Raw genomic sequence first — 14920 nt, 5'->3', positions numbered from 1 at the left:
TTAGTATTTTTAAAATGTTGACACTATGCATACTGTCAGTAGACTAGCCAGAAATCAATCTAATAACGATCATTAAAAGGAATGCACGTGGAAGTACGTCACAACTGGACTGTTGCAGAAGTTCGTGAGCTTATGGAAAAGCCATTTATGGATCTGCTTTTTGAAGCACAAACAATCCACCGCCAATATCAGCAGCATAACCATGTACAAGTCAGCACACTGCTTTCTATTAAAACAGGCGCTTGCCCTGAAGACTGTAAATACTGCCCCCAAAGTGCTCGCTATCAGACAGATGTAGAAAAAGAACGACTAATGGAAGTCGAGCGAGTGTTAGATGCGGCTCAAAAAGCAAAGAATGCTGGTTCGACTCGCTTTTGTATGGGAGCGGCTTGGAAGAATCCAAAAGAGCGCGACATGCCGCATTTAACGCAAATGATCAAAGGCGTGAAGGAAATGGGCCTAGAGACCTGTATGACGCTGGGGATGCTAACGTCTGAACAAGCGAAATCGCTCTCAGATGCAGGTCTGGACTACTACAACCACAACTTAGATACCTCTCCTGAATTCTACGGCAACATTATCACGACTCGTACATACCAGGATCGACTCGATACACTTTCTCATGTGCGCGATGCAGGGATGAAAATCTGTTCGGGGGGAATTATTGGTATGGGGGAAAGTGCCAATGACCGCGCAGGTTTGTTTGTTGAGCTAGCGAACCTTCCAACTCATCCAGAGAGTGTTCCGATTAATATGCTCGTTAAAGTGAAAGGTACGCCTTTGGAAGAGGTTGATGATGTCGAGCCATTTGATTTTATCCGTTTAATCGCTATTGCTCGTATTATGATGCCGAAATCGGCAGTTCGTCTTTCTGCTGGCCGCGAGAATATGAATGAGCAAATGCAAGCTCTGTGCTTTATGGCGGGTGCGAACTCAGTCTTCTATGGATGCAAGTTGCTAACGACCCCAAACCCTTCTGAAGATAAAGATATGTTGCTGTTTAACAAGCTAGGTATCAACAGTCATCAAGTGTCACAAAAGCCAGACGAAATCGAAGAAAATGATCTTCTTGATCGCGTAGTAGAACGCGTGGCGGCACGTCCAACAAAAGATGATCTTTTCTACGATGCCAGCGTTTAAAGCACGTATAGCTAATGCCCTTGAAGCCAGACGGCAGAAAGGGCTAACCAGGCAGGTGCGCACCATTGAAGGTGGTAATCAGGCCAAGCTTTTCCATCAAAAAGATGGCTATGTGAATTTCTCAAGCAATGATTATCTTGGACTGGCCAACGACAAAGAGTTATCGCTGGCCTGGCAAAAGGGAATTGAGCTGTATGGGAACGGTAGCGGCGCTTCTCCTCTTGTTACAGGATTTAGCCCTGCGCACCAGAACTTAGAAACAGCGCTGTGTGAATGGTTGGGTTTTAGCCGCGCGATACTGTTTAGTTCAGGCTTTTCGGCCAACCAAGCTTTGATATTTGGGCTTTTAGAGAAAGGCGATCTGCTTCTTCAAGATAAACTCAACCATGCGTCACTAATGGAAGCGGGACAGTTGTCTCCCGCGACTATGAAACGTTTTTTACACAATGATCTTAATTCCCTTAAGAAATTGCTGACGCAAGAAGCGCTGGTTATAACTGAAGGTGTCTTCAGTATGGATGGTGACCTTTCACCGCTGGCAGAATTACGCGCAGTCACGAAAGATCATGCTTGGCTGGCGGTTGACGATGCGCACGGTATTGGTGTGCTAGGAGAGCAGGGTCAAGGAAGTTGTCATTATGCCAATATTAAGCCAGATATTTTGATCGTTACTTTTGGCAAAGCATTCGGGTTATCAGGTGCGGCCATTTTATGTAATGAAGAGGTAGGAGATTATTTAACTCAGTTTGCCAGACATCATGTCTACTCGACGGCTATTCCTCCTTCTCAGGCTTACGCGCTCACGCACGCCATTGGCATGATTCAAACGCAGAGTTGGAGACGAGAAAAGCTCGGAGAACTTCAGCACATTTACCGCGAATGTTTCTCGCGATTCGATGGGTACGTTGAAACCGAGACACCAATCAAACCAATTCTTCTCGGAGAGGCCTCACTGGCCATAGATGTCGCGGAGCAACTTAAAAGTAAAGGACATTGGTTGACGGCGATACGGCCTCCGACGGTTCCTAATGGCACAGCAAGGCTACGTATCACTTTGACTTCAAACCATACCTTAGAGCAAGTCAGGCAACTGGCCAGCTGTTTTGAAGAAGCAATAGAACGGGTGAGCTAATGGAACAAGCACTAGAGTCTGCATTCGACTCACAATCAGATAAATCCGCCATCGCCGAAGCATTTGGTAAAGCAGCGAAAACGTATGATGCTCATGCCGCTTTTCAACGCGATGTCGGTCATCGGTTGCTGCAACATATTCCCAACGACTTGAGCGGAAAAACTATCTTAGACGTTGGCTGCGGGACGGGCTATTTTTCACAACAACTGAGTCAACGTGGTGCAAAAGTCATTTGCTTAGACCTTTCAAAAGGTATGCTCGAAGCGGCCCATCAGCGTTGTGGTGATGTCGGTTTTACCTATCAGTTGGGTGATGCAGATTCCTTACCGCTGGCAAACGACTCTGTTGATATGGTGTTTTCAAGCTTGGCACTTCAGTGGTGTGATGATCTCTCCGTACCTTTGCGCGAGATGCGTAGAGTTGTAAAACAGAATGGCTTGATTTGCTTCTCTACACTGCTGGATGGGTCACTGCATGAGCTGAAGCAGGTATGGATGAAAATTGATTCATATCAACACGTAAATGACTTTATCAGCTGCAATCAGGTAAAAATTGCGTTAGCGCAATCTGGTTGTGCAAATCATAGTCTAGACTTGCCTACCATCACAGTCTGGTACGACACCGCTTTCTCATTGATGCGAGATTTAAAAGGCATCGGTGCTAACCATGTAAGCGGACGCGCTCAGGGTTTAACAAGACGTAAGTCACTTATACAAGTCGAACAAGCCTATCAGGAATTAAGAAGCCATCAGGGCCTTCTTCCTGCAACATATCAGGTTTGTTTAGGGGTTATACATCTATGATTAATGCATTTTTTATTGCTGGTACGGATACCGATGTAGGCAAAACAGTGGCATCTAAAGCGATTTTGAACGCTTTGGCCGAAAAAGGACTCAAAACAATTGGCTATAAACCCGTAGCCGCGGGTAGCGAAAAGACAGAAGAAGGGTACAGAAACTCTGATGCGCTCTACCTTCAGCAAGCTTCTACGGTTGATGTCTCCTATGACGATGTTAACCCTTATGCATTAGAGCTTCCTGCGTCGCCACATATTGCGGCGAAAAAAGAAAATGTAGAGATAAAGTATTCAGTGTTAAGCGAAAAGCTTTATCAGCACAAACAAAATGCAGATGTCGTACTTGTTGAAGGTGCGGGTGGATGGCGTGTGCCTGTGTCGGATGATGAGTGCTTATCTAGCTGGGTTGCGCAAGAGAGATTGTCTGTCGTGCTTGTGGTGGGTATTAAGCTTGGTTGTTTGAGCCACGCAATGCTGACACTGGAAGCAATCAAAGCGGATGGTTTAGAAGTTGTAGGGTGGGTAGCAAACCGTATTAATCCAGGTACAGAACACTACGCAGACATTATCAAAATGCTGGAAGATAAGATAAATGTACCTAAGCTCGGAGAGATCCCTTACGTACCTAGCGTTAAACGACAGGATCTTGCTAAGTACATTAACGTCGACCCGTTACTCGGTATGTAATTTTACCGCGCTGAGATTCAGCACGTCCACCAACGCAAATAGGGCAGTCAATGGGGCTGCCCTAAGTAATTCTAGTTTTATTTATTTTTCTGCTGAGAGGAAAGCTTGCTGCATTTCAGAAACATGTATTTGTACATGTTCTTCAGTAGAAATACCCAGCTGTTTCATAGCTTCTTCTTCTGATAGACCTAGGTGACAGCGCAGTAAATCGATAGCCATTTGGTAGTTGCTAGTTTCAACCATGTCGGTTCCCTCTGTTCACATGGATATTGTTGATGGGTTAAAATCTAGCACGAATGAATCCGCGCACAATAAGACCAAAGTCTAACTATCGTAACCCTAGCTACTAATACGCTGATATTGTTTCAAATTTAATATTTACATTTTGTCGGTATTGACTGCGTCGTCACGAAAACAAATGTTTCAATTTGCTGCTTAACCTTGTTACGAAAACATATACACTGTATCTATACAGAATTAATTGGGTGCACAATCCCAATGGTTACTCAGCCAAGCATCGGTTACTTACCAAAGCAACGATGAGTAGAAAATAATAATATGCTTCCATTTGGAGAAAGGTAAATGAAGCGAGTAATGTTGTTCCTAGCAACCAACCTAGCAGTTGTGCTGGTGTTGAGTGTTGTTCTCAATATTGTTTATGCTGTAACGGGGATGCAGCCAGGGAGCCTGTCTGGGCTGCTAGTTATGGCCGCTGTATTCGGTTTTGGTGGTGCGTTCATCTCACTACTGATGTCAAAGAAGATGGCGCTACGTTCAGTGGGTGGTATGGTGATCGAAAGCCCACGTAACGAAACAGAACACTGGCTACTTGAGACAGTTCGTCGCCAATCTGAGCAAGTTGGTATTGGGATGCCAACGGTTGCGATTTATGACTCTGCTGATATTAATGCATTTGCTACAGGTGCAAAGCGAGATGATTCGTTAGTCGCTGTGTCTACAGGTCTACTACACAATATGACACGAGATGAAGCTGAAGCGGTCCTTGCACACGAAGTGAGCCATATCGCGAACGGTGACATGGTGACAATGACGTTGATGCAAGGCGTGGTAAACACGTTTGTTATCTTCTTATCTCGTTTCATCGCGAACCTTGTTTCATCGAATAGCGATGAAGAGGAAGGCGGTAGCAACATGATGGTGTACTTCGGCGTATCTATTGTGCTTGAGTTGGTGTTTGGCTTTTTGGCAAGCTTTATTACCATGTGGTACAGCCGCCATAGAGAGTTCCACGCAGATGCAGGCGCAGCTCAACTTGTAGGCAAGCAAAAAATGATTGCTGCACTTGAGCGTTTAAAACTGAGCCATGAATCCCAGCTTGAAGGTTCAATGATGGCATTTGGTATCAATGGTAAACGCTCGATGACAGAGCTTTTAATGAGCCACCCGCCGTTAGATAAGCGTATTTCCGCTCTACGTAATTCATAAGTTACTCTCTGAATTAAATGACAAAAGGCTTGGTAGAAATACCAAGCCTTTTTTTGATCTTTCTAAATCACGTTATTTATTCTTCACAAAGTTTTACAAACTAAAAACTTGTACAACTATTCGCGATATTCTATCTTAATTTTATTGTACATGAAATTAATCTGTACAACATTGGAGAGTGAAATGGATATTGCCTCAGTTGGGAAAGTTTATCAGCAGTTATCTAAATCAAATCTGCATACCCTAGAGCCGATTTACCACAAAGCCGTGATCTTTGAGGACTCTGCACATCGGATTGAAGGTTGGGATGAACTTAAACGTTACTTTGAATCTTTGTACGCCAACGTTCGCCGATGTGAGTTTGATGTTCAGGAGCACCAACAGGTTGGGGAAAACGGCTTTTTGACGTGGACCATGCGCTTAGAGCATCCCAAGCTACAGGGCGGTAAAACTGTCAATGTAAACGGGGTCAGTCATCTTAGATTTCAAGACGGCTTGGTTATCTACCACAGAGACTATTTTGACCTCGGCGAGATGCTCTATGAAAACCTGCCCCTATTGGGCTCAGTTATTAAATGTATTAAGCAGAGGCTAGGATCATGAGTTGCGTATTGATCACTGGGGCCACATCAGGAATCGGGTTCCAACTTGCAAAAGATTATGCAGATACTGGCTGGAACGTTGTTGCTTGTGGAAGAAACACTCTAGCGTTACAAGAACTTGAAGCGTATTCACCTTTAATTATTAGTGCTCGGTTTGAGCTTACTGATTTAGAACAGATCAAATTGGTCATTGCTCGCTTAGAGGTGTCTCCTGAGTTATGGATTTTTAACGCGGGAGATTGCGAGTACATTGATCGTGGCGAAATAGATGCGGCACTTATACAGCGTGTGTTTTCTGTGAATGTTATCGGTTTAGCTAACTCACTTGAAGCCTGCCAACCTTACTTTAAACCTGGCCACAGGATTGCGATTGTCGGTTCAATTGCGAGTGAAGTCGCTTTACCGCGCGCTGAAGCTTATGGCGCATCGAAAGCAGCCGTTAGCTATTTAGCCCGAACTTTACAGCTTGATTTAAAAGGTAAGGGCATCGCTGTCTCTGTTATCTATCCCGGGTTCGTCAAAACGCCTCTAACGGATAAAAATACGTTTCCGATGCCAATGTTAATCACAGCAGAACAAGCATCGCAGGCGATTCGACGTGGCCTTGAGAAACGAAACCCCCATATCTATTTCCCAACGCGTTTCACCACCATTCTGCGCTTTATTGGTGCGTTGCCATATCGGTGGCAAAACGTAATCACGTCCAAATTGGTTTCACGTTAAAGGAGATTTCGATGAGAATCGCGATTGTTGGTAGTGGTATCTCTGGACTGACGTGCGCATATCATTTGCATAAAACGCACGATATCACTCTGTTCGAAGCTAACGACTATATTGGCGGTCACACAGCAACAGTGGACGTACCGATAGATGGGAACACATACGCTGTCGATACGGGCTTTATTGTATACAACGACCGTACCTATCCACGTTTTATGAAGATGATGAATGAGATTGGTGTGACGGGACGTGCTACACAGATGAGCTTTAGCGTACACAATGAAGATACAGGCTTAGAGTACAACGGTCATACACTCGGTACGCTTTTTGCCCAACGCCGGAATTGGTGGAATCCGCGCTTTTATCGGTTTATTTTTGAAATCCTTCGCTTTAACAGGCGTGTTAAGAGGGTTGTTGAAAATGGAGAAGGGCAGTCGCAAACTCTTGGCGCTTTCTTAGCACGAGAACGCTTTAGTGATCACTTTTGTCAAAACTATGTTCTACCAATGGGCGCGGCAATTTGGTCATCAACTTTAGCAGATATGCGCTCGTTCCCACTCGACTTTTTCGCACGTTTTTTCCTCAACCATGGATTGCTCGACATAACGAATCGCCCGCAGTGGTACGTCATTGATGGTGGGTCAAAAGCTTACATAGGTCCATTGATCGAGGGCTTTGCTGACAAGATTCGTTTGTCGACGCCCGTAGAGGAAATATGGCGTGATCCGTTGGGTGTAAAAGTTAAAGTGAAGGGCGCTGTTGAACGTTTTGATCAAGTGATCTTTGCTTGTCACAGTGATCAAGCACTCGCACTGCTGAAAGACTCGGATAGGATTGAAAGAGAAGTACTTTCTGGCTTGGAATATCAGGCAAATGAAGTCGTCTTACACACAGATGAATCCGTATTACCGACACGCAGAGCAGCATGGGCGTCATGGAACTACCGCTTAAGCACGGGTGATATTGATCACCAACCTCCGATGCTCACGTACAACATGAATATCCTGCAGCATATCGACGCTCCGGTTACCTTTTGTGTGTCACTGAACAGTTCACAACACATCGAAAGCGACAAGATATTACGCACATTCACCTATCATCACCCCGTCTTTACAAAACAGTCGATGGCAGCTCAACAACGCCGTAGCGAGATTAACGGTCTTAACCACACTTGGTTTTGTGGAGCCTATTGGTACAACGGCTTCCATGAAGACGGTGTAAGAAGTGCACTGGACGTCGTGTCTGAGATAGAAGTAGTGCCAGAGATTGAAACAAACGCGAAAGCGACGGAACAAAAAGGAGCTGCGTAATGCAAAGCGTTCTTTTTGTTGGCCGAATTAGGCATCGACGTTTTACCCCTATTGCACATGAAATTAATTATCCACTGTTCATGCCATGCCTCGACCTTGATGAAATTGATGCGTTACAAAGCAAGGTCTGGGCGTTCGGGACACGATGGTGGCATTGGGCCAGGTTCAAACGCGAAGATTATCTCGGCAGTGGAGACTTGAAACAAGCTGTACTCAACAAGGTATTTGAGCTGACAGGCGAGCGCATTGAAGGTCAAGTAAAAGCCGTGGTGCACTTGCGCTACCTAGGCATTTACTTCAGTCCGGTTAACTTTTACTACGTATACGACCAAAGCGGGTATTGGCGCTACCTACTGGCGGAAGTGAGCAATACACCATGGAATGAACGCCACTACTATGCTGTGCCAGCTACTCCACAATCGGGTTGGACGCATGATAAGGCATTTCACGTTTCGCCATTTAATCCTATTGACCAAAAGTACGTGTGGCGTATTAAACCGATAAACAAACGTCTTTCTGTACACCTTGAATGCCATCGAAGCGAGAAGGAGTTTGATGCAACGCTAAGCATGCGCGCACAGCCATTAACGTCCGCTTCTTTAATCAAACAATTGATAGTAACGCCAGTGATGGCGGCAAAAGTCGTGACTGGTATTTACTGGCATGCTTTTAAATTGTGGTTTAAAGGTGCGCCATTTTATTCCCATCCTAAATATCAGCAAGCTCAAGATGCTCATCAAAAGAGAAGTAAAGAGAAGGAGCATAGAACATGATGAACACACAAGTGATTTCCTGCCCTAGACAGCTTTCCAGTGGCCAAAAAACAGCGAGAAGCTTAGTCTTTGCTCTTCTGAAAAATTTAGAAGAAGGCTCATTGACGGTTATTGAGTCTTTTGTTGGAGAAGGGGCAAAACAACAAACTCTATTCGGTAATCCCAGTCATACGTCACTGAAAGCGATTATCGAAATAACGAATCCGGCATTTTATTCTCGAGTACTGTCTGGTGGAAGTATTGCCGCGGCTGAAGCGTATATTGACGGCTGGTGGGAAAGCCCGAATCTTACTTTGCTAACGGAGCTAATGGCGGTAAACATGTCGACATTAGACTCGATTGAGCGTCGTGTCAGCTTGCTATCGAAATTTGCTTATCGAATTGGTCATTGGTTTAACCGCAATACCGTAGAGAATGCCACCAAAAATATTGAGGCGCATTATGACCTGAGCAATGACCTGTATGAAACGTTTCTGGATCCGCGAATGCTTTATTCTTCCGCACTTTACCGAAATGAGGAAGAATCGCTGGATCAAGCGCAAGAGAACAAAATGGATCGTTTGTGCCAGCAATTGAATCTAACTGAAAACGATCATGTTATTGAGATCGGGACAGGTTGGGGAGCGATGGCAATATATATGGCTCAGCGCTACGGTTGCCGTGTCACCACCACCACTATTTCAGAGCAACAATACCAATACGCACGCCAGAAGATCGAGATAAATGGTTTGCAAGATCGTATTACCCTATTGAAAGAAGATTACAGAAATCTGAAAGGTGAGTACGATAAGTTGGTATCGATAGAAATGATCGAAGCTGTCGGGAAAGAATATCTCAAATCGTATATCAAAAAATGCCAGTCGCTACTGAAGCCTAAGGGTTTAATGTCCATTCAAGCGATTACCATCGCTGATCAAAGATACGAGCATTACAGTAACAATGTTGATTTTATTCAGAAATATATTTTCCCGGGCGGGTTTCTTCCGTCCATTACGGCAATAACCCAAGCGACAACTCAGTATAGCGACCTAGTGTTGAGAGACTTATTGGATATTGGCGAAGATTACGCCAAAACACTTAGTGATTGGAAAGCACGTTTCAACGACTCGGAATCTAAGGTTCGTTCACTAGGTTTTGACGATCGCTTCATACGTATGTGGAATTACTATTTTTGCTACTGTGAAGGAGGATTCAGAGCGAAAAGTATTAGTACCGTCCACATGACATTTCAAAGGGCTTAATCCTATGGATTGGCGTTTTCTGCTTTACTCGGCGTGGTTTCAACTGGTTTGGTTTATCGCCGTGATAGGTAACCAACAACTGCAGTGGTTGACGGCATTTCTCGCCGTGTTGACCTTGCTGTATAGCCAGGTGCGGGATCCGATCAAACTTGAACGCTTAGTGTTGCTTGCAGGTGTTGGCATCGCATTAGACTGTGTTAACTCATATGCCGGATTATTTGAGTTTGATTCTGAGGGCATACCTGTTTGGCTTGCCTCTTTGTGGCTAGTGTTTCTGTGGTACGCATACTTTCTAGTGCAAAAGCTTAAGGTGCTTCCAACATGGTTGATAACGATTTTAGGTGGTGCTGGAGGAGCACTGAGCTACATTGCTGGAGAGAAACTTTCTGCCGTCAATTTCACCCTAACAGTAGGTATGACCGGCTTAATTGTTTTCGTCGAGTGGGCGATGATGTTTTGGTTGATTCGAAAGGTATACGGTTATGAAGGCTCGAAACCTACTCATTACGCTTAGTACAACACTTATGGTCCTGTTTGCCAGCTATGGATATGCTTCGGTGGGCAGTTCGACCGCTGAATGGAAATACTGGAGGACAGTAGGCCAAGCGCAGCTGAGCGTTCTGTTTTTTGATATTTACCAATCCAGACTCTTAACACCCACAGGTGTTTATGAGCAAACCGACGACATTACCCCACATCCTCTGGCACTGTCGATTCATTATCAGCGTGATATCTCACGATCGCAGCTCATTGATGCAACAGAAGAACAATGGGAAAAGTTAGGTTATTCGCAGTCAAGACGGAAACAATGGCTTTTTCAGCTTGAGGGTATCTTCCCTGATATCAAGAAAGGTCAGCGGCTCGCTTACGTTACTGATGGGCAAACTGGCCACTTTTACTACCAAGATTCCGGCGGCGTTGAGCAAATCGGTGTGATTGAAGATGAGAGCCTCAACGATGCCTTCCTTGCCATCTGGCTTTCGCCCCAAACTCAATACCCGAAACTACGAGACCAATTGATAGGAGAAAAATAATGAGGAGGCTGATATGTTCGTTTAGCGTTTGTTTAGCGCTGGCAATTAGCGGCTGTTCTAGCGATCTTGAGGATTACCAATCCAGTCAGCCGACGTTTGATTTGTTTGACTATTTCAATGGTGAAGTGACGGCTTGGGGAATGGTTCAAGATTATTCAGGCAAGCAAACCCGCCGATTTGAAGTCGATATTGTTGGAACGATTGACAATGATACTTTAACGCTCACAGAAGATTTCGTATTTAACGATGGAGAAGTGGATCAGCGAGTGTGGAAAATCACCCGTTTTAACGACAGTGAATATCAAGGTGTAGCGGATGATATTATTGGCGTAGCGAAGGGGAGGGAAGTCGGTAACGCTCTGCAGTGGCAGTACGACTTCGAATTAAAACTCGAAGATTCTACTGTGGTAGTGAGTTTTGATGATTGGCTTTATCGTCAGGACGATAAGCACGTGTTTAATATTACCAGTATCAACAAATTTGGGGTTGAGGTCGGCAAGATAACTCTATTTTTCCAGAAGAAATAGAGCAGAAGAAATAAAATAGGCTGATGGTTCACATCAGCCTTTTACAAATCAGAAACTTGCTCTTACAGCTTGTCAGTCAGCTCGATTGCTTGACCGATGTAGTTAGCTGGCGTCATTTCTTTCAAGCGTGCTTTCTCGTGCTCAGGAAGCTCAAGACCGTCGATGAAGTTACGCATTGCTTCGCCGTCTACACGCTTACCACGAGTTAGCTCTTTTAGCTTCTCGTAAGGCTTGTCGATACCGTAACGACGCATAACCGTTTGTACTGGCTCTGCAAGTACTTCCCAGTTTTGGTCCAGTTCTTTCAGTAGCGCTTCGCGGTTAACTTCTAGCTTGCTGATGCCTTTTAGCGTTGAAGTGTAAGCGATGATCGCGTAACCAACACCAACACCTAGGTTACGTAGAACTGTTGAGTCAGTTAGGTCACGTTGCCAGCGAGAGATAGGCAGTTTTTGCGCTAGGTGGCCGAATACTGCGTTTGCTAGACCAAGGTTACCTTCAGAGTTTTCGAAGTCGATTGGGTTTACTTTATGCGGCATTGTTGAAGAGCCGATTTCGCCAGCAATCGTTTTTTGCTTGAAGTGACCAAGAGCGATGTAACCCCAAACGTCACGATCGAAGTCGATTAGGATAGTGTTGAAACGTGCAACCGCGTCAAATAGCTCAGCGATGTAGTCGTGAGGCTCGATTTGAGTTGTGTAAGGGTTCCAAGTCACGCCTAGAGATTCAGTGATGAACTCTTCAGAGAACTGGTGCCAGTCTAGTTCAGGGTAAGCCGATAGGTGAGCGTTGTAGTTACCTACTGCGCCGTTGATTTTCGCTAGGATCTCAACGTTCTCGATTTGCTTGTATTGACGTTCCATGCGGTACGCCACGTTCGCCATCTCTTTACCCATTGTTGATGGAGACGCTGGCTGACCGTGTGTACGAGATAGAAGTGGAATGTCGCGGTATTCCACTGCCAATGCTTTTATCGCGTCAATTAGGTTGCGGATCTCAGGCAGGATAACCGTTTCACGTGCTTCTTTAAGCATTAGCGCGTGAGAGGTGTTGTTAATGTCTTCAGAAGTACACGCAAAGTGGATGAACTCGTTTACCGCGTGCAGTTCAGGTACGCCTGCTACTTTCTCTTTCAGGAAGTATTCAACCGCTTTTACGTCGTGGTTAGTCGTGCGCTCGATCTCTTTGATGCGAAGTGCGTCTTCTTCACTGAAGTTTGCCGCTAGATCATCTAGGAACTGGTTTGCTTCTGCACTGAATGCTGGTACTTCCTTGATCGCGTCTGTCGCTGCTAGTTTTTGTAGCCAACGGATTTCAACGATAGAGCGGTACTTTAGTAGGCCAAACTCGCTAAAGATGCTGCGTAGTGCAATTGTTTTACTTCCGTAACGGCCGTCTACTGGTGAAACAGCAGTCAATGCTGACAGTTCCATGGTGTTCTCCTGAATTGAGTTTCTAAATTTCGTGAGCTTTATACCAATAACAGTGGCAATTGTCACGAATATTGCGCAAACGTTTGCGCGAAAGTTATTTGAATCAAAAAAATGAGCTCGCGACAAGGCGCGAGCTACTGGATGAATGTCTACATTCGGGCGAGCAGGATTTGCGCCTGTTCAACCATTTTTTTACGTCCAAAAATCAAGTGACGACGTTTACCGCCCACTTGACGCCACAACACTGCGCTACGGATGCCTGAAAGGAGTAGGGCACGTACTTTGTGCTGATTGCTGGTTTGCTGTAGAACGGACGGAGTGCCTGTGACTTGAATGCGCGGGCCAATAGGGCTGATAACATCAAGGTAAACACTGGCTAGGTTGCTGATCATCTGTTCATCAAGCAGATCGAAATGCTGAAGTTGACGTTCTAGCATTTGAATGCGGTCACCAAGTTGAGACATAGCATCATTGCGCGAACTCAGTTTACGCTCTAATGCCATCAGGCTAATAATGTAGCGAGTCACTTCACTGCCAGTTGGCGTACTATCAATACCTTTTACCAGACACTCAAGGCCAAGTTTTAGGTCAGATTCTCGACCGTAAACGCTGACCGTATTACTCGGGTTAGTATTCAAAATCGCTTTTAGGGAAGTTTCGAACGCGTCATTATCACAGTGACCGTTTTTCGCTACCTGTTGAACCAATGCAACAGCCTGGCAAATTCCTGCAAATGCGATAGTGCGGTCGTAGAGTGTGTTAGCCACGTAGTAATACTCCTAATAGACGATGAAGTTAAATGCGTTGTTCGATAATGCCGCCACCTAGGCAAACATCACCACTATAAAATACGGCCGATTGTCCCGGTGTTACCGCTACCTGAGGCTCATCAAAAATCACTTTAATGTTCTCATCATCGATTGGGATGATAGTACATGGAATATCGGTTTGACGGTAACGTGTTTTTACGGTGCACTGCACAGGTTCTTTAATTACTGTGCGGTCTACCCAATGGAGTTGCGAAGCGATCAAACCTTGTGATTTTAGCAGTGGGTGGTCAGCGCCTTGAACAGCGATCAACACATTGCGTTTAAGATCTTTGTCCGCAACGTACCACGGGTCTTCATTACCGCCGCCACCTTTGGTACCGCCAATGTGCAGACCTTTGCGCTGGCCTAGCGTGTGGTACATCAAACCTTGATGTTCACCAATGACTTTACCTTCAGGTGTTTCAATTTTACCTGGTTGAGCAGGAAGATAGCGAGACAAGAAGTCAGTAAATTTGCGCTCACCGATAAAACAAATACCAGTCGAATCTTTCTTCTTAGCCGTAATTAGATCTTGTTCTTCTGCTATGCGACGAACTTCAGGTTTTTCTAGTTCACCCACAGGGAATAGGCTGCGTGCGATTTGCTCACTGCTAAGTGTATATAAGAAGTAACTTTGGTCTTTGTTACCGTCTAGGCCACGTAGCATTTGTGGCTTTTCACCATTCTCTGGGAAAGTACGACGTACGTAGTGACCCATTGCGATGTAGTCTGCGTCTAGCACTTCATCTGCAAACTCTAAGAATGCTTTAAATTTAATTTCTTTGTTGCAAAGAATGTCTGGGTTTGGGGTACGGCCAGCTTTGTATTCAGCAAGGAAGTACTCAAATACGTTGTCCCAATATTCTGCAGCAAAGTTAATAGTATGTAGGTGGATGCCAAGCTTGTCACATACTGCCTGAGCATCAGCTAGATCTTCTGCTGCTGTACAGTATTCTTCGTTGTCATCCTCTTCCCAGTTCTTCATAAACAGGCCTTCGACTTGGTAGCCCTGTTGCTTTAGAAGATACGCAGAAACCGATGAATCAACACCGCCCGACATGCCGACGATTACTTTCTTTTTACTGTTGTCAGTACAGTTCTCAGACATTACTCAACACCACTTAAATTAACTGGAGGCAAATTCTAACAGAAAGCCCGGCGAGGGGACAGATCCGAGATCGAACTCACACTTCGAAACTGCTGAACTTTTGCCCGTTTGTTCGATGATAATCAGCTTTTATCACTATCGGTTGTCCATATGTGGCATAGT

The 14920-nt window shown here is 45.0% G+C and carries 17 protein-coding genes; 13 read left to right on the top strand and 4 right to left on the bottom strand.

Going from position 1 to position 14920, the window contains the following annotated elements; all coding sequences use genetic code 11:
* The first annotated feature begins 87 nt into the window (after positions 1 to 87).
* From bioB to bioD, 4 genes are read left to right on the top strand one after another with little or no spacing between them, the layout of a single operon-like run.
* A complete protein-coding gene (bioB, locus tag NP165_RS07935) occupies positions 88 to 1140 on the top strand; it encodes a biotin synthase BioB (protein ID WP_257083438.1) in 1053 nt (350 codons plus the stop codon).
* Positions 1112 to 2272, top strand: coding sequence for an 8-amino-7-oxononanoate synthase (gene bioF, locus NP165_RS07930; protein ID WP_257083437.1), 1161 nt, complete (start codon positions 1112 to 1114; stop codon positions 2270 to 2272). The genes bioB and bioF overlap by 29 nt, the downstream gene beginning before the upstream one ends.
* The gene (gene bioC, locus NP165_RS07925; protein ID WP_257083436.1) at positions 2272 to 3075 is read left to right on the top strand and encodes a malonyl-ACP O-methyltransferase BioC; all 804 of its coding nucleotides are present in this window, start codon (positions 2272 to 2274) and stop codon (positions 3073 to 3075) included. The genes bioF and bioC overlap by 1 nt, the downstream gene beginning before the upstream one ends.
* Entirely contained in the window at positions 3072 to 3755 is a 684-nt protein-coding gene (gene bioD / locus NP165_RS07920) for a dethiobiotin synthase (protein WP_257083435.1), read from the top strand. Before bioC ends, bioD begins: the two co-directional genes overlap by 4 nt.
* An 81-nt stretch (positions 3756 to 3836) precedes the next feature.
* On the opposite strand, the gene NP165_RS07915 is transcribed toward bioD, so the two are convergent.
* Positions 3837 to 3998 (bottom strand): hypothetical protein, encoded by a 162-nt coding sequence (locus NP165_RS07915; RefSeq protein WP_257083434.1) that lies wholly within the window; start codon positions 3996 to 3998, stop codon positions 3837 to 3839.
* Positions 3999 to 4337: 339 nt separating this feature from the next.
* Between NP165_RS07915 and htpX the strand changes: the two genes are divergently transcribed.
* The 9 genes from htpX (at position 4338) to NP165_RS07870 (ending at position 11408) form a co-directional block, all read left to right on the top strand.
* Positions 4338 to 5201, top strand: coding sequence for a protease HtpX (htpX, locus tag NP165_RS07910; RefSeq protein WP_257083433.1), 864 nt, complete (start codon positions 4338 to 4340; stop codon positions 5199 to 5201).
* A gap of 183 nt (positions 5202 to 5384) precedes the next feature.
* Positions 5385 to 5804, top strand: coding sequence for a nuclear transport factor 2 family protein (locus NP165_RS07905; RefSeq protein ID WP_257083432.1), 420 nt, complete (start codon positions 5385 to 5387; stop codon positions 5802 to 5804).
* Positions 5801 to 6526 carry an SDR family NAD(P)-dependent oxidoreductase gene (locus NP165_RS07900; RefSeq protein WP_257083431.1) on the top strand — a complete coding sequence of 242 codons (726 nt, stop codon included), beginning with the start codon at positions 5801 to 5803 and terminating at the stop codon, positions 6524 to 6526. The genes NP165_RS07905 and NP165_RS07900 overlap by 4 nt, the downstream gene beginning before the upstream one ends.
* Positions 6527 to 6537: 11 nt before the next feature.
* Complete coding sequence (locus NP165_RS07895) at positions 6538 to 7833, top strand: NAD(P)/FAD-dependent oxidoreductase (protein ID WP_257083430.1); 1296 nt, start codon at positions 6538 to 6540, stop codon at positions 7831 to 7833.
* Complete coding sequence (locus NP165_RS07890; protein WP_257083429.1) at positions 7833 to 8606, top strand: DUF1365 domain-containing protein; 774 nt, start codon at positions 7833 to 7835, stop codon at positions 8604 to 8606. The genes NP165_RS07895 and NP165_RS07890 overlap by 1 nt, the downstream gene beginning before the upstream one ends.
* Complete coding sequence (locus NP165_RS07885; protein ID WP_257083428.1) at positions 8603 to 9847, top strand: SAM-dependent methyltransferase; 1245 nt, start codon at positions 8603 to 8605, stop codon at positions 9845 to 9847. The genes NP165_RS07890 and NP165_RS07885 overlap by 4 nt, the downstream gene beginning before the upstream one ends.
* A 4-nt stretch (positions 9848 to 9851) precedes the next feature.
* Positions 9852 to 10361: a DUF2878 domain-containing protein gene (locus tag NP165_RS07880; protein WP_257083427.1), complete on the top strand. Its 510-nt coding sequence runs from the start codon at positions 9852 to 9854 to the stop codon at positions 10359 to 10361.
* A complete protein-coding gene (locus NP165_RS07875; protein ID WP_257083426.1) occupies positions 10330 to 10881 on the top strand; it encodes a chalcone isomerase family protein in 552 nt (183 codons plus the stop codon). Before NP165_RS07880 ends, NP165_RS07875 begins: the two co-directional genes overlap by 32 nt.
* Positions 10881 to 11408 (top strand): DUF3833 domain-containing protein, encoded by a 528-nt coding sequence (locus tag NP165_RS07870; RefSeq protein WP_257083425.1) that lies wholly within the window; start codon positions 10881 to 10883, stop codon positions 11406 to 11408. Before NP165_RS07875 ends, NP165_RS07870 begins: the two co-directional genes overlap by 1 nt.
* A gap of 62 nt (positions 11409 to 11470) precedes the next feature.
* On the opposite strand, the gene purB is transcribed toward NP165_RS07870, so the two are convergent.
* From purB to mnmA, 3 genes are all read right to left on the bottom strand, one after another.
* Positions 11471 to 12841, bottom strand: a complete 1371-nt coding sequence (gene purB / locus NP165_RS07865; protein ID WP_257083424.1) for an adenylosuccinate lyase — start codon at positions 12839 to 12841, stop codon at positions 11471 to 11473.
* A gap of 149 nt (positions 12842 to 12990) precedes the next feature.
* A complete protein-coding gene (gene hflD, locus NP165_RS07860) occupies positions 12991 to 13608 on the bottom strand; it encodes a high frequency lysogenization protein HflD (protein ID WP_257083423.1) in 618 nt (205 codons plus the stop codon).
* Positions 13609 to 13636: 28 nt separating this feature from the next.
* Positions 13637 to 14758: a tRNA 2-thiouridine(34) synthase MnmA gene (gene mnmA, locus NP165_RS07855; protein WP_257083422.1), complete on the bottom strand. Its 1122-nt coding sequence runs from the start codon at positions 14756 to 14758 to the stop codon at positions 13637 to 13639.
* Positions 14759 to 14920: the final 162 nt, after the last annotated feature.

The sequence above is a fragment of the Vibrio japonicus genome (genome assembly GCF_024582835.1).
Taxonomy (GTDB): Bacteria; Pseudomonadota; Gammaproteobacteria; order Enterobacterales; family Vibrionaceae; genus Vibrio; species Vibrio japonicus.
Note: the sequence above shows the minus strand (reverse complement) of the source record. Positions and strands in the feature narration are given on the sequence as shown.